The organism is Burkholderia metallica, assembly GCF_902832845.1.
In the GTDB taxonomy this organism is placed as follows: domain Bacteria; phylum Pseudomonadota; class Gammaproteobacteria; order Burkholderiales; family Burkholderiaceae; genus Burkholderia; species Burkholderia metallica.
The window spans coordinates 347,350-373,244 of record NZ_CADFDB010000006.1 but is presented as its reverse complement, the minus strand read 5'-3'; the positions used below and the strand labels follow the sequence as shown (position 1 = coordinate 373,244).

General features: G+C 67.3%; 26 protein-coding genes. 14 read left to right on the top strand and 12 right to left on the bottom strand.

The window, feature by feature from the left end:
- Window positions 1–222 precede the first annotated feature (222 nt).
- The 5 genes from HWX08_RS19290 to HWX08_RS19270 all read left to right on the top strand — a co-directional run bounded on the left by HWX08_RS19290 (window position 223) and on the right by HWX08_RS19270 (window position 4,553).
- Complete coding sequence (locus HWX08_RS19290; protein WP_174920158.1) at window positions 223–1,194, top strand: hypothetical protein; 972 nt, start codon at window positions 223–225, stop codon at window positions 1,192–1,194.
- Window positions 1,195–1,202: 8 nt separating this feature from the next.
- On the top strand, window positions 1,203–2,240 hold the full coding sequence (locus HWX08_RS19285) for a hypothetical protein (protein ID WP_174920160.1): 1,038 nt from the start codon (window positions 1,203–1,205) through the stop codon (window positions 2,238–2,240).
- Window positions 2,241–2,248: 8 nt separating this feature from the next.
- Complete coding sequence (locus tag HWX08_RS19280; protein WP_174920162.1) at window positions 2,249–2,800, top strand: hypothetical protein; 552 nt, start codon at window positions 2,249–2,251, stop codon at window positions 2,798–2,800.
- Window positions 2,801–3,116: 316 nt separating this feature from the next.
- Window positions 3,117–3,692, top strand: coding sequence for a hypothetical protein (locus HWX08_RS19275; RefSeq protein WP_341773838.1), 576 nt, complete (start codon window positions 3,117–3,119; stop codon window positions 3,690–3,692).
- 174 nt (window positions 3,693–3,866) lie between these two features.
- On the top strand, window positions 3,867–4,553 hold the full coding sequence (locus HWX08_RS19270) for a hypothetical protein (RefSeq protein WP_174920165.1): 687 nt from the start codon (window positions 3,867–3,869) through the stop codon (window positions 4,551–4,553).
- A gap of 43 nt (window positions 4,554–4,596) precedes the next feature.
- On the opposite strand, the gene HWX08_RS19265 is transcribed toward HWX08_RS19270, so the two are convergent.
- The 3 genes from HWX08_RS19265 to HWX08_RS19255 form a co-directional block, all read right to left on the bottom strand.
- A complete protein-coding gene (locus tag HWX08_RS19265) occupies window positions 4,597–5,682 on the bottom strand; it encodes an ATP-binding protein (RefSeq protein WP_174920167.1) in 1,086 nt (361 codons plus the stop codon).
- A gap of 4 nt (window positions 5,683–5,686) precedes the next feature.
- Window positions 5,687–6,424 (bottom strand): response regulator, encoded by a 738-nt coding sequence (locus HWX08_RS19260; RefSeq protein ID WP_174920168.1) that lies wholly within the window; start codon window positions 6,422–6,424, stop codon window positions 5,687–5,689.
- 106 nt (window positions 6,425–6,530) lie between these two features.
- Window positions 6,531–7,424 (bottom strand): LysR family transcriptional regulator, encoded by an 894-nt coding sequence (locus tag HWX08_RS19255; RefSeq protein WP_226263664.1) that lies wholly within the window; start codon window positions 7,422–7,424, stop codon window positions 6,531–6,533.
- Between the two features lie 173 nt (window positions 7,425–7,597).
- Between HWX08_RS19255 and HWX08_RS19250 the strand changes: the two genes are divergently transcribed.
- Entirely contained in the window at window positions 7,598–8,611 is a 1,014-nt protein-coding gene (locus HWX08_RS19250) for an NAD(P)H-quinone oxidoreductase (protein ID WP_174920324.1), read from the top strand.
- 132 nt (window positions 8,612–8,743) lie between these two features.
- Here the strand turns inward: HWX08_RS19250 and HWX08_RS19245 are convergent, their stop codons facing one another.
- Both HWX08_RS19245 and HWX08_RS19240 read right to left on the bottom strand, forming a co-directional pair.
- Entirely contained in the window at window positions 8,744–9,082 is a 339-nt protein-coding gene (locus tag HWX08_RS19245; RefSeq protein WP_174920170.1) for a hypothetical protein, read from the bottom strand.
- Window positions 9,083–9,254: 172 nt separating this feature from the next.
- Window positions 9,255–9,410, bottom strand: coding sequence for a DUF3309 family protein (locus HWX08_RS19240; RefSeq protein ID WP_069258938.1), 156 nt, complete (start codon window positions 9,408–9,410; stop codon window positions 9,255–9,257).
- 209 nt (window positions 9,411–9,619) lie between these two features.
- On the opposite strand from HWX08_RS19240, the gene HWX08_RS19235 reads away from it, so the two are divergent.
- The 6 genes from HWX08_RS19235 (at window position 9,620) to HWX08_RS19210 (ending at window position 15,190) form a co-directional block, all read left to right on the top strand.
- On the top strand, window positions 9,620–10,294 hold the full coding sequence (locus tag HWX08_RS19235; RefSeq protein WP_174920172.1) for a histidine phosphatase family protein: 675 nt from the start codon (window positions 9,620–9,622) through the stop codon (window positions 10,292–10,294).
- Between the two features lie 19 nt (window positions 10,295–10,313).
- Window positions 10,314–11,345 carry a phosphotransferase gene (locus HWX08_RS19230; RefSeq protein WP_174920174.1) on the top strand — a complete coding sequence of 344 codons (1,032 nt, stop codon included), beginning with the start codon at window positions 10,314–10,316 and terminating at the stop codon, window positions 11,343–11,345.
- A gap of 54 nt (window positions 11,346–11,399) precedes the next feature.
- Window positions 11,400–12,164, top strand: a complete 765-nt coding sequence (locus HWX08_RS19225) for an SDR family oxidoreductase (RefSeq protein WP_069261050.1) — start codon at window positions 11,400–11,402, stop codon at window positions 12,162–12,164.
- 7 nt (window positions 12,165–12,171) lie between these two features.
- Entirely contained in the window at window positions 12,172–12,930 is a 759-nt protein-coding gene (locus HWX08_RS19220) for an SDR family NAD(P)-dependent oxidoreductase (protein WP_174920176.1), read from the top strand.
- 33 nt (window positions 12,931–12,963) lie between these two features.
- Window positions 12,964–14,208 (top strand): acyl-CoA dehydrogenase family protein, encoded by a 1,245-nt coding sequence (locus tag HWX08_RS19215; RefSeq protein WP_107310692.1) that lies wholly within the window; start codon window positions 12,964–12,966, stop codon window positions 14,206–14,208.
- Between the two features lie 76 nt (window positions 14,209–14,284).
- On the top strand, window positions 14,285–15,190 hold the full coding sequence (locus HWX08_RS19210; protein WP_069258943.1) for a LysR family transcriptional regulator: 906 nt from the start codon (window positions 14,285–14,287) through the stop codon (window positions 15,188–15,190).
- A gap of 28 nt (window positions 15,191–15,218) precedes the next feature.
- Here HWX08_RS19210 and HWX08_RS19205 read toward each other — a convergent pair whose 3' ends face one another.
- The 5 genes from HWX08_RS19205 to HWX08_RS19185 form a co-directional block, all read right to left on the bottom strand.
- On the bottom strand, window positions 15,219–16,238 hold the full coding sequence (locus tag HWX08_RS19205) for an AraC family transcriptional regulator (RefSeq protein WP_174920178.1): 1,020 nt from the start codon (window positions 16,236–16,238) through the stop codon (window positions 15,219–15,221).
- 100 nt (window positions 16,239–16,338) lie between these two features.
- Complete coding sequence (locus HWX08_RS19200; RefSeq protein WP_069258945.1) at window positions 16,339–17,535, bottom strand: porin; 1,197 nt, start codon at window positions 17,533–17,535, stop codon at window positions 16,339–16,341.
- Window positions 17,536–17,673: 138 nt separating this feature from the next.
- Complete coding sequence (locus HWX08_RS19195; protein ID WP_174920180.1) at window positions 17,674–18,858, bottom strand: MFS transporter; 1,185 nt, start codon at window positions 18,856–18,858, stop codon at window positions 17,674–17,676.
- Entirely contained in the window at window positions 18,855–20,261 is a 1,407-nt protein-coding gene (locus HWX08_RS19190) for a D-arabinono-1,4-lactone oxidase (RefSeq protein ID WP_174920182.1), read from the bottom strand. The genes HWX08_RS19195 and HWX08_RS19190 overlap by 4 nt, the downstream gene beginning before the upstream one ends.
- A gap of 74 nt (window positions 20,262–20,335) precedes the next feature.
- Window positions 20,336–21,562 (bottom strand): amino acid deaminase/aldolase, encoded by a 1,227-nt coding sequence (locus tag HWX08_RS19185; protein ID WP_174920184.1) that lies wholly within the window; start codon window positions 21,560–21,562, stop codon window positions 20,336–20,338.
- 429 nt (window positions 21,563–21,991) lie between these two features.
- Here HWX08_RS19185 and plcR point away from each other — a divergent pair, with 429 nt between their 5' ends.
- Both plcR and HWX08_RS19175 read left to right on the top strand, forming a co-directional pair.
- Entirely contained in the window at window positions 21,992–22,705 is a 714-nt protein-coding gene (gene plcR / locus HWX08_RS19180) for a phospholipase C accessory protein PlcR (RefSeq protein ID WP_174920186.1), read from the top strand.
- A 64-nt stretch (window positions 22,706–22,769) separates the two neighbouring features.
- Entirely contained in the window at window positions 22,770–24,146 is a 1,377-nt protein-coding gene (locus HWX08_RS19175) for a pectin acetylesterase-family hydrolase (RefSeq protein WP_174920188.1), read from the top strand.
- Between the two features lie 82 nt (window positions 24,147–24,228).
- Here HWX08_RS19175 and HWX08_RS19170 read toward each other — a convergent pair whose 3' ends face one another.
- Both HWX08_RS19170 and HWX08_RS19165 read right to left on the bottom strand, forming a co-directional pair.
- A complete protein-coding gene (locus HWX08_RS19170) occupies window positions 24,229–25,356 on the bottom strand; it encodes a J domain-containing protein (protein ID WP_174920190.1) in 1,128 nt (375 codons plus the stop codon).
- A 108-nt stretch (window positions 25,357–25,464) separates the two neighbouring features.
- On the bottom strand, window positions 25,465–25,797 hold the full coding sequence (locus HWX08_RS19165; RefSeq protein WP_174920192.1) for a DUF4148 domain-containing protein: 333 nt from the start codon (window positions 25,795–25,797) through the stop codon (window positions 25,465–25,467).
- Window positions 25,798–25,895 lie beyond the last annotated feature (98 nt).

Genomic DNA, 25,895 nt, shown 5'->3' with positions numbered 1-25,895 from the left:
GTGCGCCCCTGCCGTCGAGATGACGCGTGGCTGTACACAATCGCACATGGAGTGTTGCGCGGATAAGGTCGTTTCCTCACATCGCCAAGCATGCAACGCAGGTCGCAGGGGCCATTTCCAGTTATGGCCAGCTTGACGTATTGACTTAATCGGAATGAAGAATCGATGAAAAGCTTCGGAGTTATTCGGCGATGGCGAGGTTGCATCTTTGGTGCATGTCTGATGGTGCTTTCGTTCAACGCTGCGGCCTACAAGCTTCAGTACGCCAGTGTGATCACCAACTACAGCGGGTGCGTGTGGAAAAACAACGGAGACGGAACGAGTACGCTTCAGGTGACCGCTAATTTTAAATCCATTACGGGTAATCTAGGGGTATTGCCGAACGGTAAACCCTCGCCTGACAGTGATTTTATATCTAGAGGTATCCTGATCTATACGTATGATGCTAATGGGAACATGCTGCCAAGCAGCAACGCGGCGAATTATGTCGCTATTAACGGCAGTAAATCCACTAGCGGCTTTGTGAGTGACGATTACGTGATATATAGGCTCGGCGCGAGCGAGTGGGATCCTTCCAACTGGAAAAATAGAAATCCGTTCACGGCTGTGATCGAGGTGATGATCAACAATGCCGAAATCAGGGACTGGCCCGGCATTTCCATCCGTGCCGGCAACTACAAGATAGGCGACGACGTTGGCGAGATTACCGGCGGGGCCTATGTCACCAACACTGGCAGTGCCAACACCTGCCAGGTGATCAATCCCGAAGTCCCGCCACCGCCGACGCCCTCTCTCGTGGTAGATGTGGCGGCACCCGACTGGAATCTCGAGGAATTGCCGCGAGGCGATGGCGAGAAGACGCTCGCCGGTGCGGCGCAGCAGCTCTGCTTCACGTACACGGGCCTCGACGGCTATCGTAATTTCGTGATCAATGCGTCGAGCGCGAACGGTATTTCGGGTAACCGTTATCTGCTCAGGAATACCAGCAAGCCGTCCCAGACGATTCCGTACGACATGACGCTGGACAGCGGTAGCGCAACGTTCCGGCTGCCGAATGCGAGCGCAAGCCCGGTGCGATTGAACGACAGCGCGCGCACCTGCTTTGTTCCGACGTTCAGGACCTCGGTCAACGCGACCGTGGATGCTGGCGACTACAGCGATGTGCTGTCGTTCACGGTCGTCACGAAATCATAGGAAGCGAAATGAGCAAAATCATCCTGAGCGGATTGCTGGCTGAAAAATCGATGAAAAAATTCGGAATGATTCGGCGGTGGCGAGGTTGTCTATTCGGCGCATGCCTGATGGGCCTTTCGTTGAACGCATCTGCTGGGTGGGACCTTATACCCGCCGACCTGGTTTATAGCTATGATGCGTGCGCGTGGATAAATAACGGGGATGGGACCAGTACTCTTCAAGTGGTATTTGACTATAAGGCTTCCGATTTGAACATCGGATTCAGCACTTTCGTATCCCGGGGCGTTCTGGTCTACACGTATGACGCGAACGGAAAGATGAAGCAAAGCACGGCGGCGGCAAAGTCTGTCAAGATGCGCGGCGTTGAACACTTTAGGGCGTCAATTGTTGGCAACTATCACGTGACGTATTGGGGGCAGTATCTCTGGGCAGCACGCTACGCACACAAGGCCCAGGTCGAGGTGATTATCGACAATGCCATCATCAAGGATTGGCCCGGCATTACGCTCCGTGCCGGCATCTTTACTGATGCCAACGATCGCGGCGAGGTTACTGGTGGCGTCTATCTCACCCCCGTGAGCGGGAGCAGTTCATGCAAGGTGATCGATCCCGAGGTCACGCCGCCGGATCCGCCGGCCATTCTCGCGGTAGATGTGGCGGCACCCGACTGGAATCTCGGGGAATTGCCGCGAGGCGATGGCGAAAAGACGATTGCGGGTGCGGAGCAGCAGCTCTGCTTCACGTACATGGGGTTCAACGGCGGTAGTCGCAATTTCGTGATCAATGCGACGAGTGCGAACGGTGTTTCGGGTAACCGGTATCTGCTCAGGAATGCGAGCAAGCCTGAGCAGACGGTTCCGTACGACCTGACGCTGGACAGTGGCAGCGCGACGTTCCGGTTGCCGAATACGAGCGCCAGCCCGGTGCTGTTGAACAACAACGCTCGGACCTGCTTCGTGCCGACGTTCAGGACCTCGGTCGACGCAACTGTGGACGCTGGCGACTACAGCGATGTGCTGTCGTTCACGGTCGTCACGAAATCATAGGAAGCGAAATGAGCAAAATCATCCTGAGCGGATTGCTGGCGGCGCTGGCGCTCCAGCCGATGTACACGTCGGCGGAAACCCTGGAGATCAAGGGCAAGACGCAGAGCAAGATTACGGCCAAGGTCGTGCGCCCGAACAACCTGATCATCACCGACGACAAGGGCGGCTGGTTCGGGCAGGGCCTGACGATGCAGCAGTTCGGCGGCTGGGAGACGGCGTACGAGGTGGACGCGCGGCTGCGCGTGGTATCGACGACGGGCAGATTTCAGGTCCGCATGGATCAACCGCTCGATATCCGGAATCAGGCCAAGCCGACGCTCGCGTTCCGCAAGCCGGCGGTCAGCATCGGCGCCGAAGGGGCCGACCCGAAGCCGCTCGTCGTCGGGCAGGTGGTCGAATTCAACAACCCGGCGCCGCCGTCGCCCAATGTCGATTCCGAAGGCTATTACCGTCTCGCCGTTTCCGCGTATCCGCCGGAAGGCGACTTCAGGAGTACGGTCGGCACCTATACGGGCACGCTGTCGCTCGTGTTCGAGCCGGTCGTCGTGAAACAGCAGTAGCAGTGGTCGTCTCCCCGTCGCGGAGACGTTCCGGTTCTTCACCGCCCGCCGTGTCGCGGGCGGTGTGCTTTGGATTTTCCGTTTCCGAGTGTCGTCTGCGTCAAGACTTGCATGCGCGCATGCGAATGGCAAATCGGGCGCGACGGCAGCACCGGCATGCCTTCCCGGGGTGCCGACTCAACTGGACCCCAACATGAGATTGCGTTCACTCTTTCTTCCGATTGCGGCCACGCTCGCCGCGCTGATTCCGGGCGTCGCGGTTGCGACGATCGACGTGTTTCCGAAGGAAATCCCGGTCGATTCGGGCACGGCAAACGTGCAGATCGTCAACAACGGCGATCGCCCCGAGTACGTGACCATTTCATTGTCGCGCCTGCTCAATCCCGGCGTGCCGCTGAAAGACGAGAAGCTCGAGCCGGTCGGCAACGAAGCGAATCCGGCGCTCTATGCATTCCCGTTCAAGCTGACGCTCGCGCCCGGGCAGACCAAGAGCATTGCGTTGAAGCCGTTGCGGGCGGTTCAGGCCGAGACGGTGTATCGGCTGGATGTCAAACCCGAGATCAAGGTGATGCCGCAGGGGCAGCAGAAGGCGACCGGGAGCATCGTCGTCAATCTGGGATTCAGTGCGCTCGTCCGGCAAATGCCGGAGAGCCGGAAGGAGGCATTGTCCGTTGCGTGCGACGCGCACGGCGCGCGGCTGACGGCGACGGGAACCGTACGTTATGCGGTGAAGGACGCGAAGGTCGACGGGCAGGCGGTCGAACCGTTCAATGTGTACCCGGGCGTGCCGCGGCCGCTGCAAGGGCGCGTCGTCGAGATTCCGGGGCAGCCGACGTGTCGCGGTGGGGCCGCTCCGGCGGATGCGAGCGCAAGCGGAGCGGACGCCCTCTGACCGCGTCGACAGGCGAGCCCGGCATCGCCCGTCGGCGAAGGGGCGAATGAATCTTCCGGATCATTTGATAACCTGACGCATTCGTTTGCCTGTCGGGCCGCCTCTCGCGCCGGATCGGGCGGGCGACGCAACGCGATGCCCGGACGGAACGGGATCGCACAGGCAGGTGAGACCGTGAACGATATCGAAGAACTTTCGCTCCACCGGGACAGCCGCTTCTGGGAGTGGCCGCCGGTGAAATGGTGGATCCGCGGGCATGGCCGCGGCGGCTATTCGTTCCGTCTGCTGCTGTGGCCGCCGGTGATCGTGTTCCTGCTCGAATTCGTCTGCATGCTGTTCGACGCGCTGTACACCAGCATCGGCATCAGCGCGGTCGCGACGTTGTTCCTCGGCTTCGCCGGATATCACGGCGCGCAGCGCGAATGGCTGGTGCCGTCCGCGGCCACGCGCGCGCTCGTGAAGGCCCGCATGAAAAAGGCGGCCGAGCGGTTCTCATCGCTCGGCGTAGGCGCGACCGTGCTCGCGATCTTCGTCGCGGCGACGTCGCTGTCGCTCGTGATGTCGGGTCAGCCGGTGCTCGACAGCGCATCGAAGGACACGGTGTCGATCTTCATCGCGCTGGTGTTCCTGCCGGTGTACGTATCCGGCGCGGTGCGCAAGCTGGCGATCGCGCGGATCGAGGAACTGGAGGCGCTGCGCAACGCAACCGTCGGCACCCGCCTGAAATTCGACCGGGCCGGCGCCGTGCGCGCGGTGGTCGTGCAGGGCGCGGCCGGGAAAGGGACGGTGTCCGTGCGGGAGTACACGGTGCTCGGGTTCCACCCGCCGCTCGAAGAGATCGGGCGCGAACCGCGAGCGTGAAAGCGTAAGGAGGTGAAAGCGCGAAAGCGTTGAGGCCCGCTTCTCAAGCCGGAAAGCGCGCGTTGTCCGGCGTCGGCACGAGATTGTCGGGCCACTGCACTTCGAACCGCGTACCGCCCGCGCCGGTCGGCATGCAGACGGCCTCGCCGTGATGCGCATGCGCGATCGCCGCGACGACCGCGAGCCCGAGGCCGCTGCCGCCCCGTTGCGTGCCGTCCGCGCGCCGGAATGCCTTGAACACGTGCGGCGCGAACTCGGCCGGGATGCCGGGGCCGTCGTCCTCGACGCGCAGCCGGCACATCCTCTGTTCGATACGCGTCTGGATGCGGATCGCGCCGGGCACCGCGTGGCGGCGCGCGTTTTCCAGCAGCGCCAGCAGCGCCTGACGAATGCGCACCGGGTCGCAGCGCATGCGCCGCGTGTCGAGATCGAGCACCGGATGCTGGCCGGCGGCCTGCATCGCGTGCGCGTACACGTCGACCACGGCGCGCACTTCGGCGGCAAGATCGGTGTCGCGGATCTCGATGCTCAGGTGGCCGCTGTCCGCGAGGCTGACCACGCGCAGATCCTCGATCAGCCGCGTCAGCCCTTCGACCTGCGCGAGCAGGCTGCGGAACTGCGCTTCGTCGGGCCTGAACACGCCTTCGGCGAGCCCCTGCAGGCGCCCGCGCAGCACCGTGACGGGCGTGCGCAGCTCGTGCGCGATCGCGGCGTTCCAGATCGCCTGCTCGTTGGTCACGCGCTGCAGTTCGTCGGCGAGCGCGTTGAAGTTGTCCGCGAGCAGTGCGGCTTCGTGCAGCGAGCGGTCGCCCGCGACGGCGCGCGCGTCGAGATCGCCGCGCGCGACGCGGCGAATGCTGTCGGTGACCGAGTTCAACGGCACGAGGATGCGACGCGCGAGATTGACGGCCACCGCGACCGACAGCACGAGGCCGACCGACGTGGTCGCGATCAGCCACAGCCATTCCGGCGCGGTCGGCAGCCAGCTCTTCGTGTTGAAGTGCGCGGGCCAGTAATTGAACGCGACGTAGTAGAAAGCGATGGCGGTGAGCACCATCAGCAGCGTCACGCCGAACACCATTCCGGCCATGGTCAGCGCGATCTGCCGGCTCAGACCATCGAGCTTCACGTGTTCAGCTCCAGAGCTTGTAGCCGACGCCGCGCACGCTGACGGGCACGCCCTGCACGCCGAGGTCGTCGAGCTTCTTGCGCAGCTTGCTGACGTGGCTGTCCACCGTGCGCTCCAGCGCGTCGCCTTCCGGCAGGCAGGTCGCCATCAGCTCGGCGCGGCTGAACACGCGCCGCGGCGCGCGCGCGAGCTGCGCGAGCAGCTTGAATTCGGTGAGCGTCAGCGCGAGCGTGTGCCGTTCGCTGCCCACTTCGAGCGTGGCTTCGTGGCGTTCGAGGTCGATCTCGAACGGCGCGACGCGCAGCACGCGCTGTTCTTCCTGGCGCGCGCCGGCCATCGAGCGGCGCAGCACCGCCTGCGCGCGCGCGACGACTTCGGCGGGATTGAACGGCTTCACCACGTAGTCGTCGGCGCCGATGCGCAGGCCGGTGAGCTTGTCGATGTCCTGGTCGAGCGCGGTGAGCATGATCACCGGCGTGTCGCCGCGATGACGGATTTCGGCGAGCACCTTCCAGCCGTCGATGTGCGGCATCTGCACGTCGAGCAGCACGAGGTCGGGCTTGAGCTGCAGGTGCAGTTCGAGTGCGCGGCGGCCGTCGGCCGCATGCACGGTGCGCAGGCCGCCGCGCGCGAGATAGGCGGTCAGGATCTCGGCGATCTCGGGTTCGTCTTCGGCGATGAGGACGAGCGCCTGCGCGTCCGGGCCGGCGCTGGAAAGGGGCGGGAGATCAGGCAGGGACATTCGTGTGAATCCGTCGGGGTTTCCATCGAGTCGCCATACTACCGCATGGGAAACGCCGTCGAACGGAGGCCGGGCGGCGGTGCGCGCGGGGGTATGCCGGCGTGTTTTACCGATGCGTGTCGAACGCGGACACGATCTCGTCGATCGTCGCGCGGATGCGCGCGGTGTGGCGCAGGTCGCGATGCGTGACGAGCCAGACCTCGTAGGGCGCTTCGCGCATTTGCGCGGGCAGGACGCGGGCGAGGCCGTCGCGTTCGCCCATGTACACCGGGATTTCGCCGATGCCGAGGCCCGCGCGCAGCGCGGCGCGCATCATCAGGCTCGAATTCATCCGCGCGACGATGCGCCCGGCGTCGATCGGCACGCCGGCGATCGCCGGCTTCCGGCTCGCGTCGACATACGGCTGGTAGACGACCAGGTCGTGCCCCGCGAACGCGCTGCCTGGCGCGGGCTCGCCGTGCCGTTGCAGATAGTCGTGCGAAGCGAACAGGCCCATGTCCCAGCACGCGAGGCGGCGCGCGACGAGGTCGGGATTGTCGGGCCGCACGGTGCGCACCGCGATGTCGGCCTCGCGCTTCGCCAGGTTCAGGACGTGAGTCGACGTGTTCAGCGACACGCATACGTCGGGATGCTTCGCATGCAGCCGCGCGATCGACGGCATCACGAATTCGAGCGCGAGCGCATCGGTCGTCGTGATCTTGACCTCGCCGGCGAGCCGCCGGTCGACGCCCTGCGTCAGCCGGACGAGTTCGTGCGCGTGCAGCTCCATCGCCTCGGCGGCGCGCAGCGCCAGCTCGCCGACCGGCGTGGTCAGGTAGCCCTTCGACGAGCGCAGGAACAGCGTGGCGCCGAGCATGTGCTCGAGCTGCGCGAGCCGGCGCCCGACCGTCGCCTGGTCGACCCCGAGCGTCTGCGCCGCGCGGCGCAACGTGCGTTCGCGATGGATCGCGAGGAACACGCGCGCGTCGTCCCAGTTCATCGCTTGTGCTGACTGATGCATTTTTGCATTCCTCGTTCGGCAATTCACTGCGTGCCTGCGAGCGGCACCGTCCCTAGACTGTCTTCACACCCATTGCGATGCCGCGATTCGAGGATGATCCGCGAATCGGCCGCGCATTGACGAACGTTGAGGATCATATCGTGACTGATGAAATGAAACCCCTGCCCGCCCGCATGACGGCGATCGAAATCGTCCATCCCGGCGGCCCCGACGTGCTCGTGCCGACCACGCGCGACGTGCCGTCGCCGGCTGCGGACGAAGTGCTGATCCGCATTCACGCCGCGGGCGTGAACGGCCCCGACGTCTTCCAGCGCAAGGGGCTGTACGATCCGCCGCCCGGCGCGTCCGACATTCCCGGTCTCGAGGTTGCCGGCGAAGTCGTCGCGATCGGTCGCGACGTCACGCGCTTCGCGGTCGGCGACGAAGTCTGCGCGCTGATCCCGGGCGGCGGCTACGCGGAATACGCAGTGGCGAACGAGAGCAATACGCTCGCGATTCCCGAGGGCCTCGACATGACGGAAGCGGCGGCGATGCCCGAAACCTTCATGACGGTCTGGCTGAACCTGTTCCAGCGGGGCGGGTTCAGGGCCGGCGAAAGCGTGCTGATTCACGGCGGCGCGTCGGGCATCGGCACGACGGCGACGATGCTGGCGAAGGCGTTCGGCGCGTCGACCATCATCACGACGGTGGGCTCGGACGCGCAGCGCGACGCGAGCCTGCGGCTCGGCGCGGATCTCGCGATCAACTACCGCGACGAGGATTTCGTCGATGCGGTCAAGCGCTTCACTGACGGCAAGGGCGTCGACGTGATCGTCGACATCATCGCGGGCGACTACGTCGCACGCAATTTCGCGGCAGCGGCGATGAACGGCCGCATCGTTCAGATCGGCGTGATCAACGGGCCCGCGAAGGAGCTCGACCTGTTTCCGATGCTCACCAAGCGGCTCACGCACATCGGCTCGACGCTGCGCTCGCGCACCTATGCGGAGAAGGCGCAGATCATCCGCGAACTGGAAGAGGCCGTGTGGCCGCTGATCAGGCAGCGCACGGTGACGCCGCAGGTGTATCAGGCCTTCGACCTGCGCGATGCGAGCGCGGCCCACGTGCTGATGGATTCCGGCCGCCACATCGGCAAGATCGTGCTGCGCACGCCGGCTTTCGCCGCAGCGGGCAAGCATGCCGCGTGAGCGGGCCGTGATTCAGCCCGGCAGACGTGGGCGGCTGAGTTGCAGCGCTTCGCAACTGCCGGACCCTCGGGGCGATCTGGCTGCGAACGACCGCAAGCGTGACGCCACGACGCCGCAGGCGCGGCCGCCCCGCTATGAACAGTCGAAATACTTCGCGACCGCCTGCCGGTCGCCATCGAAATCGATGGTGGGACACGAGCCGATCTCGGGGCGGCCGCCCCAGGTGAGATGCAGCGCGGAATAGCGTCCGGGTTCGTCGACGTGCGTACACAGCACATCGTCGCAACCCAGGGCGTGCGCGACGACTTCGAGACGGCGCCGGTAAAACGGATGCGCCGGGTGTATTTCGATCTCCAGCTCCGCCTGGATGCGCGCATGATCCGTATCGCACTCGGGTGAGCGCGCATCGAAATTGCACCATCCTTCCAGATTCGCCACGGGGGCGACGCGTGCTTTTCCGTCTGCATTCATGGCATGCGTCTCTTACGGATGACGGTGATCGACGCCGCGTGACGCGCGTCGTTCCGATGAATCGAACGCCGGCCATCCCGGTGTCGCGATGGACACGTTCCGGTATGCCCGGCCGGGCCGTTCGCCATTGTTTCATAAGGGGCGCGGCCTGCCCGGCCGGCGCGCTGCGGCGTCAGATGCGACCCAGCAGCACGAGTATGACGACGATGATGACGATCAGCCCGACGGTGCTCGAAGGCCAGTAGCCCCAGCTTCGGCTGTGAGGCCATGCAGGAAATGCACCGATGAGTAGCAGAATCAGTATGACGATAAGGATCGTACCGAGCATCGCACCCCTCCTGGAATGGATTGGACATCGCGGTTCTCCCGCCGAAGCCGAGTGGAGCAATTCGTGTGCCGCGGCGACGGCGTGCGGGGCGTCGGCAAGATTCGGCAGACACCGAATTCACAAAATGAATACCGGGCGATTCAGAAAATAAAGTTTAAAAATGTGTGGCGGCCCCCTATGCTGAATCCTTCTGATCTGGCGGACAGGCGATGGCTGAACTTTTTCTGGTACGGCACGGGCAGGCGTCCTTCGGCGCGGACGACTACGACCGTTTGTCCGCGGCGGGCGAGCAGCAGGGCGTCTGGCTCGGCGAATACTTCGCGCAGCAGGGCCTGGCGTTCGACCGCGTGGTGTGCGGCACGCTGCACCGCCACGCGCAGACGGTCGACGCGATCCTGCGCGGCATGGGCCGCGAAGGCGCGCCGGTCGAGCGCCATCCGGGCTTGAACGAATACGACTTCCATGGGCTGTTCGCCGCTGCCGCGCACGACTACCCGGACATCGCCCGCCTCGCGGCCGGCTCGATGAAGGAGCATTTCCGCGCGCTGCGGCAGGTGCTGCAGCTCTGGTCGGAAGACAAGCTCGGCGATTCGGCGCCCGAGACCTGGGCGCACTTCCAGCAGCGCGTGGCCGATGCGCGCGCGGCCATCCGCCACGGCGGCGGCCAGCGCGTGCTGGCGGTGAGCTCCGGCGGCCCGATCGCCGTCACCGTGCAGCAGGTGCTGGCCGCCCCGCCGGCGAGCGCGATCGCGCTGAACCTGCAGATCCGCAACAGCAGTCTTTCGCAGTTTTTCTTCAACGCCGATGCGTTCCACCTCGCGTCGTTCAACGGCATCCCGCATCTGGAGGATCCCGAACGACACGCGCTGCGAACCTACGGCTGACCCACGAACGATCGCGACGATGACGAACCCTACCCAGCAACTCGACGTAGCCCGCCTCACCCGCTATCTGGAAGCGCACGTGCCGGGCTTCGAAGGCCCGGTCGACACGGAGAAGTTTGCCGGCGGCCAGTCGAATCCGACTTTCCTGCTGAACGCGAAGAGCGGCCGCTACGTGCTGCGCCGCCAGCCGCCGGGCGAACTGCTGAAGTCCGCGCACGCAGTCGACCGCGAATTCCGCGTGCTCAGCGCGCTGTCGGGCACCGCGGTGCCGGTCGCGCATCCGTATCACCTCTGCGAAGACCGCGACGTGATCGGCAGCATGTTCTACGTGATGAGCTTCGAGGACGGCCGGATCTTCTGGGACCCGGCGCTGCCCGAGCTGCCGAAGGCCGATCGCGCCGCCTGCTACGACGCGCTGCTGCAGACGATGGCCGCGTTGCACGACGTCGACGTCGACGCGGTGGGCCTCGCCGACTACGGCCGCCCGGGCAACTACTTCGAGCGCCAGATCGGCGTGTGGACGAAGCAGTACCGCGCGGCGGAAACGGAGCGTCTCGACGCGATGGAGACGCTGATCGACTGGCTGCCGAAGGCGTGCCCCGCCGACACGGGCCGGCCGACGCTGGTGCACGGCGATTTCCGGATCGACAACCTGATGTTCGCGCGCGACAGCTACCGCGTGCAGGCCGTGCTCGACTGGGAGCTGTCGACGCTCGGCAACCCGCTCGCCGATCTCGCGTATCTCTGCATGTGCCTGCGGCTGCCGTCCGGCGGGCAGGTGGGCGGGCTCGCGGGCCAGGATCGCGCCGCACTCGGCGTGCCGGACGAAGCGGCGATCGTCGCGCGCTATTGCGAACTGCGCGGCATCGAGCCGATCCGCGACTGGCACTTCTACCTCGCGTTCAGCTTCTTCCGGCTCGCATCGATCACGCAGGGCGTGAAGGCGCGCGCGCTGCAGGGCAACGCGTCGAGCGAACAGGCGCTGCGCGTCGGCGCGATGGCCGGGCGGCTCGCCGAACTGGCCGTCGGCGTGATCGACGCGCATCGCTGAAGCGGCCGGCACGACGGACGGCACGACACCATATCAATGGAGGAGCACAGCAACATGGCAACGAATCTGTTCGACCTGACGGGCAAGATCGCACTGGTGACGGGCGCGAGCCGCGGCATCGGCGAGGAAATCGCGAAACTGCTCGCCGAGCAGGGCGCGCACGTGATCGTGTCGAGCCGCAAGCTCGACGACTGCCGGGCCGTGGCCGACGAGATCGTCGCGGCCGGCGGCCGCGCCGAGGCGCTCGCCTGCCACGTCGGGCGGCTCGAGGACATCGCCGCGACGTTCGAGCACATCCGCGGCAAGCACGGCCGCCTCGACATCCTGGTGAACAACGCGGCCGCGAATCCGTATTTCGGGCACATCCTCGATACCGACCTCGCCGCCTACGAGAAGACCGTCGACGTGAACATCCGCGGCTACTTCTTCATGTCGGTCGAAGCCGGCAAGCTGATGAAGACGCACGGCGGCGGCGCGATCGTCAACACGGCGTCGGTGAACGCGCTGCAGCCGGGCGACCGGCAGGGCATCTATTCGATCACGAAGGCCGCGGTCGTCAACATGACGAAGGCGTTCGCGAAGGAATGCGGGCCGCTCGGCATCCGCGTGAACGCGCTGTTGCCGGGTCTCACGAAGACGAAATTCGCCGGCGCGCTCTTCGCCGACAAGGACATCTACGAAACCTGGATGGGCAAGATTCCGCTGCGCCGTCATGCGGAGCCGCGCGAAATGGCCGGCACCGTGCTGTATCTCGTGTCGGACGCGGCGAGCTACACGAACGGCGAGTGCATCGTCGTCGACGGCGGCCTGACGATCTGAGCGCGCGATGAGAATCGACAGCTACGCCGGCCAGGCCGTGATGATCACCGGCGCCGCGAGCGGCTTCGGCGCGTTGCTCGCGAGCGAGCTGGCCGCGATGGGCGCGCGCTTGGCGCTCGGCGACCTGAACGGCGACGCGCTCGAACGCGTGGCCGCGCCGCTGCGCGCGGCCGGCGCCGACGTGATCGCGCAGCGCTGCGACGTGCGCGTCGAGGCCGAGGTGGCGTCGCTCGTGCATGCGTCCGTCGAGCGTTTCGGCCGGCTCGACGTCGGCATCAACAACGCGGGCATCGCGCCGCCGATGAAGGCGCTGATCGACACCGACGAAGCCGATCTCGACCTGAGCTTCGCGGTGAACGCGAAGGGCGTGTTCTTCGGGATGAAGCACCAGATCCGCCAGATGCTCGCGCAGCGCGAAGGCGTGATCCTGAACGTCGCGTCGATGGCCGGGCTCGGCGGCGCGCCGAAGCTGGCCGCGTACGCGGCGTCGAAGCATGCGGTGGTCGGGCTCACGAAGACGGCGGCCATCGAATACGCGCGCCACGGCATCCGCGTGAACGCGGTGTGCCCGTTCTACAGCACGACGCCGATGGTCACCGACAGCGATATCGGCGATCGGCAGGACTTTCTCGCGCAGGGCTCGCCGATGAAGCGGCTCGGCCGGCCCGAGGAAATCGTCGCGACGATGCTGTCGCTGTGCGCGAAGGACAACACCTATCTGACCGGGCAGGCCGTCGCCGTCGACGGCGGTGTCTCGGCCTTCTGACCGAACCGAACGAACGGAATCGAGGAGTCGATCATGGACTTTGGCTATACCCCGAAAGTGGAAGAACTGCGCAGCCGCGTGCGCGCATTCATGGACGCGCACATCGTGCCGCGCATCCGCCAGTGGAACGAGGAAGTGCACGCGGGCCAGTACCCCGTGTCGTTCATGGAGGAGCTGAAGGAGCGCGCGAAGGCGGAAGGGCTGTGGAACCTGTTCCTGCCGCACCTGAAGGACGACGAGCCGGGCACGGGCCTGACGAACCTCGAATACGCGCCGCTCGCCGAGATCATGGGCCGCGTGGGCTGGGCGTCGGAAGTGTTCAACTGCAACGCGCCGGACACCGGCAACATGGAGCTGCTGCACATGTTCGCGTCGCCGGAGCAACGCGAGCAGTGGCTGAAGCCGCTGCTGCGCGGCGAGATCCGCTCGGCGTTCGCGATGACCGAGCCGGACGTGGCGTCATCGGACGCGACGAACGTCACGACGCGCATCGAACGCGTGGGTGACGAGTACGTGATCAACGGCCGCAAGTGGTTCATCACCAACGCCGCGCATCCGAACTGCAAGATCTTCATCGTGATGGGCAAGACCGATCCCGAGGCCGAGTCGCACCGGCAGCAGAGCATGATCCTCGTGCCGCGCGACACGCCGGGCGTGACGATCGTGCGCAACATCACGGTGGTCAATCACGTCGCGCCGGAAGGGCACTGCGAAATCACGTTCGACAACGTGCGCGTGCCGGCGAGCAACCTGCTCGGCGAGGAAGGCAGCGGCTTCGCGCTCGCGCAGGCCCGCCTCGGGCCGGGCCGCATCCACCACTGCATGCGCTCGATCGGCGCGGCCGAGCTGGCGCTGGAGCTGATGGTCGACCGCGCTCAGTCGCGCGTCGCGTTCGGCAAGCCGCTGAACCGGCACGGCACGGTCGGCGAATGGATCGCGCGTTCGCGCATCGAGATCGAACAGGCGCGGCTGCTCGTGCTGAAGGCCGCGTGGATGATCGACAAGGTCGGCGCGAAGGCCGCGCGCAAGGAAATCTCGATGATCAAGGCGCTGGTGCCGACCGTGTACACGAACGTGTGCGACCGCGCGATGCAGGTGTTCGGTGCCGCGGGCCTGAGCCCCGATACGCCACTCGCCGACCTGTGGACCTGGGGCCGCGCGCTGCGCTTCGCGGACGGCCCGGACGAGGTGCACCTGCAGGCGATCGCGCGGATGGAAATCAAGGAAGGCGAGCCGGGCTCGACGGCCGCGTACCTGACGCCGCCGCCGCGCGCCTGAGCGTCGCGCCGCGATGCGCCGGGCCGTGGACGAACGAGAGGCGCACGCCGTAAGATGCCGGCAAGGAGATCCGGCGATGCGCCTTTCGAAGATTGACCTGAACCTGTTCGTCGTATTCGATGCGATCTACACCAAGCGCAACCTGACGCGGGCGGCCGAGGTGCTGAACCTCACGCAACCGGCCGTCAGCAACGCGCTGGCGCGGCTGCGCAAGACCTTGAACGATCCGCTGTTCGTCAGCACGCCGGCCGGGATGATGCCCACGCCGCTGGCCGAGAACATCGTCGGCCGCGTGCGCGAGGCGATGCAACTGCTCGATTCGAGCGCGCACGAAGGCGACGTGTTCGATCCGGCGTCGTCGACGCGCGTGTTCCGGATGAGCATGAGCGACCTGACCGAAGCGCTGCTGCTGCCCGCGCTCGGCGAACTGCTGCAGACGCATGCGCCCGGCATGCACGTGCGCAGCTACACGATGGACCGCCGCGAAGTGGCGACCGCGCTCGCGAACGGCTCCGTCGACCTCGCGATCGACGCGCCGCTGATCGGCGATCCGCATCTGCATCAGGCGCTGCTCGTGCGCGACCGCTATGCATGCATGATCCGCGACGATCATCCGTTCAGCGGCGACACGCTCACCATGGACGACTACCTTGCGATGGGGCACATCCACGTGTCGAGCCGCCGCAAGGGAAGCGGGCACGTCGACGCGGAACTGACGCGGCTCGGGCTGCGCCGCACCATCCAGATGCGCGTACAGCACTACATGGTCGCGCCGCTGATCGCGATGCGCAGCGATCTCGCGCTGACGGCGCCGCTGCGGCTGCTGCAGCGCTATCCGGCGCGGATTCTCGAACTGCCGTTCGAGATGCCGGGCCTCGAATACTTCTGCTACTGGCATCGCAGCGCCGATCAGGACCAGGGCAGCCGGTGGTTGCGCGAGCAACTGATGACGCTGATGGGCGGGATCGGCGACGCGGCGTGACGCGCACGCGGCGGCCTGCGATTATTGCTTACGCGGGGCGCTGCCCTTCGCGCGGCCCGTGCCCGGTCCACCGCTTGAACGCGCGCCGGAAGTTGTGCGCGTCGCTGAAGCCGACTTCGTGCGCGACGTCCTCGATCGACAGTCGCGGGTTGCTCAGCAGCGTGAATGCACGCTTGCGGCGGATCGTGTCGATCACCGTCTGATACGACACGCCCTGATCGGCGAGCCGCCGCCGCAACGTGCGCTCGCTCATGCACAGCTGCGCGGCGATCGCCGCGAGCGACGGCGCATGCCGCAGGTCGCGCCGCATGATCCGTTCGATCGATTCGAGAAATTCGGTGCCTTCGGGCTCGGGCGGCAGCGCATCCTGCAGGAATTCGAGCGCCTGGCGATGCGCGAGCGGATCGTGGGTCGCGATCGGGCGGTTGCCGAGCGCGGCGTCGCATGAAAACAGGTTCTGCTCCTGTTCGAAGCGCACCGGGCACGGGAACACGCGCGTGTAGTGGTCCGCATAGGCGGGCGGCGGGTAGCTGAGATCGACGACCTTCGGCTGGAACGCGGGGCCGACGAGCGAGCGCCCGATCTTCATGAAGCTGCCGAACGCCTCTTCGACGAGGAACGCTTCGATGTCGGGTTCGAGGAACACGTTGGTCGCGCGGATCGACAGCGTACGCGCATCCGACACCACTTCGAAGCGCATCAGCGGCCCCGTATGGCGCTGCAGTTCGATGCCGACCACGATCGCATCCTTCAGCGTCGGGCTCGTCAGCATCGCATAGCCGACCAGGCCGATCGACGCGATCGTCTCGCTCGTGCCGAGTTCGAGGCCGAGCGCCCGCCCGGGCGCCATATCGAGCGCGCGGCGGATCATCGTGCTCGCCTGGCGCAGGGAAATCCGGCACGACGGGTTCGACAGGTCGGCAACGTCGAAGCCGAGCCCGAGGCACAGCCGCGTGGGGTCGATGCCCAGCTCCTTGCTTGTCTCCGCGAGGCACCGCAACAGATGGACCGGCAGATTCGCCGTCGTGTAACGGTCGGGTTCGTCCATGGATGCTCCGTATTTTTTTCCATGGATTGTACTCGTCCCGCCGGGCCGGAAACCCGGTGCTTCTCCTGCCGCGATCGCCCACATCCCGTGCGGCCCGGCGTCAGAAATAGTGCCGCAGGCCGACCGTCGCGCCGAGCTGCGTGGTGCTCGTGCTCGGCGACTGCCCGTTGATGCCGACCAGCTGCGCGCCAATCAGCCCGCCGCGGTAGATCGCATAGTCGACTTCCGCATACAGCATGCTGCGCTTCGACAGGCTGTAGCCGGCGATCACCTGGAACTGGCGCGCGCGGCCGTCGAAGTCCGGCGTGTAGCCGGACTGCGTGGTCCACCACGCGTTGACGGCGGCCGTGAACGCCGACGTGACCCGGTAGGTCAGCCCCGCGAGCGCCATCTTGCGGCGGCGGAACCCGCCGGGCACCGACGGATCGACCACCTGCGCGGGCGAGATGATGCCGAGCGCCGCGAGATCGGTCGGGCTGAACGGGCCGTTCTCGAACGACGTGAAGTCGTTGTCGCGCGCGTTCTCGATGTAGCCGGCGTTCACCGTCGCGTTGCCGAGCGTTACCGACCCGCCGCCGCCGTAGATGTCGAACTTCGCGTGCGTGGCGTCGTCCCAGCTGCGCATGAACGACGCGCCGAGCGTGAACGGCCCCTTGTCCGGCGCGTAAGCGGCCGCCGCACCGGCCTGGCCTCCGCGCACGCCGCCGCCCGCGTGGCCGCCCGGCGCGTACTGCGCGAGCAGGTACAGGCCGCCGAGCTGCGCGCCGTACTGGATCATGTTGCTGGTGCGCGAGCCCGCGAGCATCGTCTGCTCGGGCTTGAACAGGTTGAAGTACGGGTCCTGCGGGCCGGCCCACAGGTTCGAGCCGTAGGTCAGCGACACCATCTCGAACGGCACGTTGTACTGGCGGCCGAGCGCGAGCTGGCCGAGCGACGTCGACGTGAGCCCCACGTATGCGACCTGGAAGAAGTTCGGCGAGCCGGCCGGCACGATCGCGCCGCTGTTCGGGCCGAAGTGGCTTTCCACGTTGAACTGCGCGGACAGCCCGCCGCCCAGATCCTCCTGCCCCTTGAGGCCCCAGTAGCTTTCGGTCAGGCCGCCGCCGTCGGCCATCGAGATCTTGCGGCCCGTCGACGCCGGCGCACCGTCGGCGCCGTAGGACACGCCGTGCGTTTCGTAGCGGATGCCCGCGTCGATCACGCCGTACAGCGTCACGTTGCTTTGCGCGTGCGCGCCGGCACTGGCCAGGACCATCATCGCGCAGCACGCTGCGCGAATGCTATCGGGACGATTCATTCTTCTGGACTCCGCATCGAGCTGGGGGTGGACGGCGTGGCACCGTCGTGAACGACTGTAGAAAGCCAAATTTGCGCGGGCCACGGCCGCGGCGGCCATTCTCGTGGTGCGTCGCGGCCACGGCATGACGCACTGCGATCAGGACGACGCACGGGCCACGGCACCGGGCGCCGCGCGGCGCAGTGCAAGCCGCACGAACGGGGCGGCGGCCACCACCGCCACGCACAGCAGATGGGCGACGCGCGTGCCGCCGAAGCGGCCGAGCATCGCGCCGGACAGCGCGGTGCCGATGCCGGCCGCGAAGAACGTGACGACGAGCGTGCGCGCGACGAGCGAGCCGTCCGGGTCGACGTCGGACAACATCCCGGTGAGGAACGGCACGATCACGAAGAACGCGCTGTTCAGCACGAACTGGCTCAGGAAGTACGCGCTGCCGCCGCGCGCGCCGAAGAACCATTCGATCGACCCGATCATCGCGAGCTGCGCGGCCCAGATCAGCGCGAGGCGGTGCTTGTGGCTGGCCGGATGCGACGGAATCGCCGCGCCGACGAAGCCGAGCAGCGACGACACCGACAGCAGCATGCCGATCGTCGTCGGCGACAGCCCGGCACGCTCGCCGACGAAGCCGGCGATCGCCCATTGCGATGCCTGCACGCCGTAGACGAGCGCCGTCACGACCCAGATCGCGATCACCGGCCGCCACGGCAGCGTGCCGGCGCGCACGCGGGTTTGCGCGGCGGGGCTCGCGAACGCGTCGATGCCGCGGATCGCGGGCGCGAGCACTGCGACGACGGCCGCCAGCAGCGCGAACACCCAGCGGCCGAGCCACGCGGCCGGCAACGCGGAGATCAGCACGAGGATGGCGCCGTTGATGCCGCCCGCGAGCAGGTTGATTTGCCCCCACAGGCGGTCGGTCGATGCGCGTTGCGATACGCCCGACGCGACGACGACGAACAGCATCCCTTCGAAAAGGCCCGTCATTCCGCGCGCGGCGGCCGCCGATACGACGCCGGGCGCGGCCGCGCCGAGCGCCTGGCCCGCGACCGTGCCGACGATGCCGGCGAGCGTGAACGGCCGCGCGGCGCGCGCGATCCGGTGCGACAGCAGCGCGCAACTGATCGCGATGCCGAGAATCTCGGCACTGACGAGCGCGGTCGCGGTGCCCTCGTCGAGCCCGAAGCGCGTCATCACGGCCGCGACGAGGAACGGCGACAGGATCAGCCCGTTGGTGGCCGCCGCGAACGCGAGCGCGAGGCGGACGACGGCGCCCGTCGACGGATCGGGGCGCGACTGGGCGGCGGTGTGCAGCGTGGCGGTGGTCATGAAGCCTCCGGGTTCGATCGTGACCGATCCTGCGCGACGCCGGCCGTTTCGTGCATCGGGTGCGCCCCTCGGGCGAGCGCGGCGGCGCGCACGGCGGTGCTCGCGCCTGCGCGTGGCGGCAGCCCGAACAGCATGCGCAGGTAAGGCGTCAGGAAGCGGCCGTGCGGGTCCATCCGTTCGCGCAGCGCGAGGAAATCGTCCCAATGCGGGTAGCACGCCGCGAGTTCGGCCGCTTTCATCGCATGCACCTTGCCCCAGTGCGGCCGCCCGCCGTGATTGCGGCAGATCGCCTGCACACCGGAGAAGTACGCGTCGAACGGCATCCCGCGATACTGGTGCACCGAGATGCGCACACTGTCGCGGCCGTAGTCGGGGCTCAGCCAGATGTCGTCGCCGCGTACCCAGCGGTATTCGATCGGGAACATCAGCGGGAAGCTGCGGCGCGCGATGAACGCGCGGATTTCGCGCAGCGCGTCGGCGCCGCGTTCGGCCGGCACCGACCATTCCATTTCGTTGAAGCGCACGCGGCGCACCGTCGACAGCATCGCGTAGCTCGCATCGACGTGCCGGCCGGCCGACACGGTCGACGCGCACAGCCGGCTCAGCGCCGGACACAGCGACGGCACGCGTCGCCCGAGCCCGCACAGCGCGCCGAATACCGTGTTCTCGAGGAACGACTCGGACGCGCGGCTCGCCCAGTGCACCGCGCTGGCCGGCTCGTCGGTCAGGTCCCACGCCTTGGTCAGCACGGTGTCGGTATGCGGGAACCAGTAGAACTCGAACGAGCGGTGCGTCGCGATCAGCGCGTCCGCTTGCGCGAGGCAGTCGTCGAGCCGCATGCCGCCGCGTTCGAGGCGCAGCTTGAACGCGGGCACGAGGCGCAGGCCGATCTCGGTCAGCACGCCGAGCGCGCCGAGCCCGATCCGGCCGCCGGCGAACAGGTCGGGATGCGAATCGGCGCTCGCGCGGATCTCGCTGCCATCGGCGCACATGAAGGTCAGGCTGTCGATCTGCGTCGACAGGTTGCCGAGCGTGATGCCGGTGCCGTGCGTGCCGGTGCTGGTCGCGCCGGCGATCGACTGCACGTTGATGTCGCCGAGGTTCTCCATCGCGAGGCCGTGCGCGGCGAGCGCGGGGCCCAGTGCCCACAGCCGCGTGCCGGCATGCACGCGCGCGACGCGCCGGTCGCGGTCGACGTCGATCACGCCCTGCATCGCATCGAGCGACAGGATCACGTCGTCGGTCTGCACGAGCGGCGAGAACGAATGACCGGCGCCGGCCGCGCGCACGGTGGCGCCGGCCGCCGCCGCGTCGCGCAGCACCGCCGCGAGCGCGGTGCGCGAAGCCGGCGTCGACACGGTTGCATCAGGACTGCAGACATATCCCGACCAGTTGCGCCACATGGCTTTGTCTCCGTGGTTGTCGGTTGAACAGGTTGAAACGGGGGCGCTGCATGAACGACGGACAGCGACGCTCGCTAGAAAAAGCTCTTGCCTTCGCCGCGATAGGTGGGCGTTTCGCCGACCACCCGTCCGCCGCGGATCAGCAGCAGCGTGTTGAAGCGTTCGCACAGCTCGCCGGCTTTCGCGTGGCGGAACAGGATCGGCTCGCCGATCGCCGGGGCGACGCCGTGCGGCACGCGCACCGGCGTCTGCACTTCGCCCGCGCCTTCGTTGTCGATCAGCGTGCAGCCGGCCGGCAGCCACGGCCGCGGCAGGCGGCTCTTGCCGGCCGGGCCCGATGCGACATAGCCGCCGCCCGAGCAGGTCACGATGCCCGGCCGCGGAATCCGTACGACCGGCAGCGCGAAGCCGGCCGCCGGCTGCGCATGAAACGCCGCGTAGTGATCGAACAGCGCCGGCGCGTAGAGGCCCGAACCGGCCGCAAGCTCGGTGACCGATGCGTCGCCGAGCGTGCTTTCGAAGCTGCCGGTGCCGCCGCCGTTCACGAAGCGCAACGCGTGGCCCGCCGCCGCGAGCGCCTGCACGGCCGCATGGCGGCGCGCGTTGACCTCGCGCGCCGAGCGGCGCTTCAGGTAGCGCACCAGCGCATTGCGCGCGCCGCTGCCCGGCTGCGTGTCGGCCACGCCGGCGATCTGTCCTTCGTAGCCCATCAGCCCGTCGAGCCGCACGTGCGGCCGCTCGGCGATGCGGTTCGCGAGCGCGAGTGCGCCGGCCGCGTCGCGCACCGGCGAGCGGTACATGCCGAAGTACAGGCCCGGATACGCGGACGACATGTCGAGATCGATCGCGAGCGGGATCGTCACGCGTTCGTCGTGCGCGACGCGGTCGATCGCGTCGACCTGCGCCGCGTCGTCGACCATCAGCGTGATCGAGCGGCCGCGCCGAAGCTGCGCGGCTACCGCGCGCAGGTCGTCGGGCTCGACGCTCGGATAGGCGACGACGATGTCGTCGAACCCGCCGTCCGCGAGCCACGCGGCTTCCGCGGCCGAATAGCACAGCAGCCCCTGCATGAACGGGCCGGCGGCGAGCACAGCGCCGATCAGTTCGCGCGAGCGTACCGATTTCGTCGCGAGCCGGATCGGCAGGCCGCGCGCGCGGCGTTTCAGGTCGGCGAGGTTCGCGTCGAGGCAGTCGAGGTCGACGAACGCGGCGGGCAGGCGGCGGCCCGCGAGCGCGTCGCGATAGGCCGGATAGTCGTGGGCGGCGGCGGGTGCGCGATGCGGAAGGTCTGCACGGCTCATGGAACGGGCTCGGCTGGGTGAGGGGTGCGTCGCGCCGACCGTTCGGCGCGTGTCGGAAATCAGCATAGGGCCGGTCAAAATGACGACCAAGCGCTCAGCGGGTCGTTCGACGGGTCCGATCCGGCCATCCGTATCGGCCGTGCGGATGCGCGACCGTCGTGCGTCCGGGCAACGGGAGCGTTGCTTGCTTGGTGTCGCGCGCATGCGGCGCGTGCCGGCCCGGACCGCCGCCGCACGGGCGTGCACGCGACGTTGCGCGCCGGCGGCTGCCGCAACGAAACGCGTTTCAAACGTTTCGCCGCGCGTGGCCGATGCGCGCAGGTTTAGTGCCTGCGTTCTAGTTCCGCTTTTGACTGCATGCCGGATTCGACCTAGAACCTACTCGCGGATGCACCGGCGAAGAACGGCATGACGTGACGAGGAGGCGACGTGAAGAAGAACAGGGCACTCTGGCGGCGCACGGGCGCAATCGCGGCGATCGGCGTGGCCGCGGTTGCAGTCTGGCGATACGAGGCGGCGACACCGGCGCAGGCCGCGTCGTCCGGCACGCCGGCCGCGACGGCGAGCGCGCAGTCCGGCGCGGCCGATGCGTTCGGCACCGGCGCCGCGACGCCCGGCCCCGAGGAGCGGCAGCTCGACGTCGACGCGCTGCGCCGCAGCCTCGCGGGGCGCCCCGACGCGGATGCCGAAGTGAAGCGCATCGTCGCGTTCGCGCGCTTTCGCGACGCGGTCGCCGCGTACGGCGATCGCCGCAACGTCGTGCCGCAAGCGGAGCGCGCCGCGCTCGCGCGCCGGATTCTCGACGAACTGCCCGACCATGTCGCGCGCAACGAGATCGTGCCGGTGCAGGCCGAAGCGCTCAGCGCCGCGCTGCTGACCGATACCGAAGCCGACCCCGCGACGCGCAGCGCGGCGCTCCGGTCGATGCGCGCGCAATGGGACGCCTATGCGCAGCAGACGGTCGGCCCGTCGCCGGCGCAGGACCCGCGCTATCTGTCGTACGAACAGCAGAGCCGCGACGTCGTCCGGCAGGTTCAGGCGAGCATTCCCGATCCCGACCGTCAACAAGCCGTCATCGCGCAGCGCCTGCAGGCGCTGCGCGTCCGGCTGTTCGACGGCGCTTCGCCGTCCGGCGCGCACTGAGCGCCGAATCCGCGACGCCGGGGCGGCCCGGCGGCCGCGTCATGTCCATCGACAAGGAGGGGAGATGTCCACAGCACGATGCCTGCTGCGCGCGGCCTTCGCCACGCTGCTCGGTTGCGCGGCACTGAACGGCCACGCGGCCGATACGATGATGCCGGACCCGTCGATTCCGTATTATTCGTGGTACGAAGTGACGTTGCCGGAGAGCACCGGCGCATCGTGCGGCAACGGCACGCCGATGCGCTTCTACGTCAACCGTGCGCAGTCGGACAACCTGCTGTACATGATGGAGCCGGGCGGCGCATGCTGGGATTACGGCACCTGCACGCAGACGTCGACCGGCGCCGAGGCCGGCCTCGGCGGCTTCAACCCGGACGGCATTCCGCACAACTACATGAACGGCACCGCGAACGAGGCGCTGCTGTCGTCGTTCCTGTCGCCGCTGCTCACGCGAATGGATCTCGCGCACATTCTCGTCGGCGAACCGAAGGTCGAGACGCAGCAGTGGACACAGGTTTTCGTGCCCTATTGCACCGGAGATATCCACATGGGCAGCGCGGTGCGCAACTACACGTCGCCGAACGGCGACTGGCGGCTGCAGCACTACAGCGGGCTGAAGAACATCCAGGCCGTCGCGCAATGGCTGGTGTCGCACGGCTTCGGCAAGCCGAACCGGCTGCTCGTGTACGGGATGAGCGCGGGCGGCTACGGCACGCTCGCGAACTACGCGTCGCTGCGCAACACGCTGCAGCCGCAGGCGCATAGTTCGCTGCTCGACGACGCCGGCACGGTGTTCGACACGCCGTTCGGCGCGGACGCGGCCGCGCATCCGTCGGTCGGGCTGTACGACCGCGTGCGCACCGAGTGGGGGATGACGGCCCCCGACGGGATGATCACCGTGAACAGCCGGCTGACCAGCCATTTCGATCCGGGCAACATGGGTAGCGCGTATGCGGCGCTGTCGGCGACCTTTCCGCACGACCGCTTCGGTTTTTCCAGCTACCAGCGCGACAAAATCATCGCCGCGTATCACTATCGCGCGTTCGTGCCGGCCGTGATCGCGGCGCCCGACGACGCGACGAAGGATGCGCTGTCGCTCGCGATGTTCGGGCAGGAGCTGGACGGGCTGAAGCAGACGCTGAACCCGCTGCCGAACTTCGGCTACTTCATGCCGTGGGCGCGCAACGACTTCATCGCCAACCATCAGGTGACGGCGGTCAGCTTCACCGGGTCCGCGATCCACGAGAACGGCATCGACGCGGCTATCGGCACGTTCGTCGACAACCTGCTGAACCAGCAGGACCCGGCCGATACGCCGGTGATGAAGGCGTTCCGCACGCAGCAGTGGTCGGATTTCACGTTCTCGACGTTTCTTGCGTGGATCGACAGCGTGTTCAACCTGACCGGCGAAGCGGGGCCGATTTCGGGGCATCGCGCGTGATGCGCATCGGCGGTTCGCCCGAACGGGCGACCGCACCGCAGTACGATCGTCGGCGGGCAGATGCAGGCCCGCCTGACGGAAGCTAGTCGTCGTCGCGCGGGAATGCCTGCTGGCGCTTCAGGTCCTTCAGCCAGTCCTTGACGTTCGCAGGATCGTCGAATTCGCGCAGCGTCAGATTCAGGTCGTGGATGCCGCGCTGCGTGCTCGCGATGTCGCGTGCGAGCATGCGGATGACGGTGTCGGGCGCGACCTTGACGGACGGTGCGATCCCGTAAGTTCGCCGGAATCCGGTTTCGACGTCCTGAATTTCCTGATCCAGCTCGCGCAGTTGATCTTCCAGGATGCCGTTGTAACGCGCGAGCCGATCTTCGCCGAGGCCGTTGATCGCGTGCCGGTCGATCTGTTCGATCTCCAGTTGCAGCTCCAGCAGTTGAAGGAGCTTGCCGTTCGCATAAGCATGGTTGACCCGCTGCATCAGCACGGTCTTGCGTTCCTGTTCGCGGGGATCGGTTTCGCGATCGGGGTGCAGCGCGCTCGCCAGCTTCCGGTAGACCTCGCGCAGCGACCGGCTCGCTTCGGCCTGCTCGGCTTCGCGCTTCGCCAGCGCGGCGGACTGCCGGGGCGCTTTCCTGCGCTTGGCGCGCTGCGCCTCGCGGGCCGCATGCTCGGCCATGTCGCGCTCGAACTGTTCGTCCAGTTCGGACTGCACGCGCGCGATGAGTTCGTCGGGCGACAGCGCGTCGAGATCGTCGTCGGCGGCGACGTCGGGCGTCGATTGCGGTTCGGGCGCCTCCGGTCTGGCCCGCCTGCGTCCGGCCGCCGCGTGGCTGCCGGGGTCGGCTGCGCGGTGCCGGTCGTGGATAGCCTTCAACTGCGCGTCGTCGCTGACGTCGAGCAAGTCGCGCGCCATGTTGACGATCATCGCGGAAAGCGTGTGCTGCTCGGCCTTGCTCAGTCCTTTTTGCAGGAATGCGTCGTCGAGCTGGTTGAGCAGCCGGATCCGCAGCGCGGTCGACGCCTGTTCGAGCGGCAACAGCTCGTCGACGAATTTCTTCTGGAAGGCCGGCATCACGGCTTCCCACGCGCCGAGACGCTCGCGCCGCTTCTCGATCTGCTTGACGAGCGTATTGAACGTTTTCTGGGCGTTCGACAGGCTGGCTGTCTCATGGCCGGGTGCGATGACGACCGCGGCACCGCGATGTGCGGTCATGTTGAATGTCCTCCGGCCGCGGCGGGAGGCGCAGCAGCCCGGTATTTTAGCCGGACGGGCTGCGGGAGGCACGCCGGGGCGCGGATCCCCGATGCGACCGGCGGCGCGTTACTGCTTCACCGCCGCAACGGCCGGCGCGCCCGACTCCGTAACGGGTATGCCGTTCGACCCATAGGCCGGTTCGGCATGCTTGCGTTCGGCGACGCGCTTGGCGGCCAGGCGCTCCTGCGCGGCGACGATGTCGCCCGGATAGTTCTCGTCGTCGGCGGCGATCGGGTCGTAGCCGACCGATTCGAGGTCGAACAGCTCCTGGCGCACCTGGGCGCGCGTGAGCGTCGAGTGTGACGACTCCGACGACTGCGCGTACGACGCGGCCGGTGCGGCGAGGAGAACGGTGGCGGTAGCGGCGACGCCGGCGACGGTGACGATGATGAATTTCACGATTTCCTCAGACGGTTTCGTTACGGTCCTGCACGCATTCGCTTGGCTGAACCGACGACACGAGTTTAGGAACCCGGACCGTCCGGATAAATGGAGAA

Excerpts from the sequence above, each read along its gene's own strand:
- HWX08_RS19195 (WP_174920180.1), bottom strand. The coding sequence starts at position 18,858 with ATGACCACCGCCACGCTGCACACCGCCGCCCAGTCGCGCCCCGATCCG.
- HWX08_RS19210 (WP_069258943.1), top strand. The coding sequence starts at position 14,285 with ATGCGCCTTTCGAAGATTGACCTGAACCTGTTCGTCGTATTCGATGCG.
- HWX08_RS19185 (WP_174920184.1), bottom strand. The coding sequence starts at position 21,562 with ATGAGCCGTGCAGACCTTCCGCATCGCGCACCCGCCGCCGCCCACGAC.
- HWX08_RS19280 (WP_174920162.1), top strand. The coding sequence starts at position 2,249 with ATGAGCAAAATCATCCTGAGCGGATTGCTGGCGGCGCTGGCGCTCCAG.
- HWX08_RS19175 (WP_174920188.1), top strand. The coding sequence starts at position 22,770 with ATGTCCACAGCACGATGCCTGCTGCGCGCGGCCTTCGCCACGCTGCTC.
- HWX08_RS19220 (WP_174920176.1), top strand. The coding sequence starts at position 12,172 with ATGAGAATCGACAGCTACGCCGGCCAGGCCGTGATGATCACCGGCGCC.
- HWX08_RS19205 (WP_174920178.1), bottom strand. The coding sequence starts at position 16,238 with ATGGACGAACCCGACCGTTACACGACGGCGAATCTGCCGGTCCATCTG.
- HWX08_RS19240 (WP_069258938.1), bottom strand. The coding sequence starts at position 9,410 with ATGCTCGGTACGATCCTTATCGTCATACTGATTCTGCTACTCATCGGT.
- HWX08_RS19290 (WP_174920158.1), top strand. The coding sequence starts at position 223 with ATGGTGCTTTCGTTCAACGCTGCGGCCTACAAGCTTCAGTACGCCAGT.
- HWX08_RS19255 (WP_226263664.1), bottom strand. The coding sequence starts at position 7,424 with ATGCATCAGTCAGCACAAGCGATGAACTGGGACGACGCGCGCGTGTTC.
- HWX08_RS19190 (WP_174920182.1), bottom strand. The coding sequence starts at position 20,261 with ATGTGGCGCAACTGGTCGGGATATGTCTGCAGTCCTGATGCAACCGTG.
- HWX08_RS19235 (WP_174920172.1), top strand. The coding sequence starts at position 9,620 with ATGGCTGAACTTTTTCTGGTACGGCACGGGCAGGCGTCCTTCGGCGCG.
- HWX08_RS19285 (WP_174920160.1), top strand. The coding sequence starts at position 1,203 with ATGAGCAAAATCATCCTGAGCGGATTGCTGGCTGAAAAATCGATGAAA.
- HWX08_RS19200 (WP_069258945.1), bottom strand. The coding sequence starts at position 17,535 with ATGAATCGTCCCGATAGCATTCGCGCAGCGTGCTGCGCGATGATGGTC.
- HWX08_RS19260 (WP_174920168.1), bottom strand. The coding sequence starts at position 6,424 with ATGTCCCTGCCTGATCTCCCGCCCCTTTCCAGCGCCGGCCCGGACGCG.
- HWX08_RS19230 (WP_174920174.1), top strand. The coding sequence starts at position 10,314 with ATGACGAACCCTACCCAGCAACTCGACGTAGCCCGCCTCACCCGCTAT.
- HWX08_RS19225 (WP_069261050.1), top strand. The coding sequence starts at position 11,400 with ATGGCAACGAATCTGTTCGACCTGACGGGCAAGATCGCACTGGTGACG.
- HWX08_RS19215 (WP_107310692.1), top strand. The coding sequence starts at position 12,964 with ATGGACTTTGGCTATACCCCGAAAGTGGAAGAACTGCGCAGCCGCGTG.
- HWX08_RS19245 (WP_174920170.1), bottom strand. The coding sequence starts at position 9,082 with ATGAATGCAGACGGAAAAGCACGCGTCGCCCCCGTGGCGAATCTGGAA.
- HWX08_RS19250 (WP_174920324.1), top strand. The coding sequence starts at position 7,598 with ATGACGGCGATCGAAATCGTCCATCCCGGCGGCCCCGACGTGCTCGTG.
- HWX08_RS19170 (WP_174920190.1), bottom strand. The coding sequence starts at position 25,356 with ATGACCGCACATCGCGGTGCCGCGGTCGTCATCGCACCCGGCCATGAG.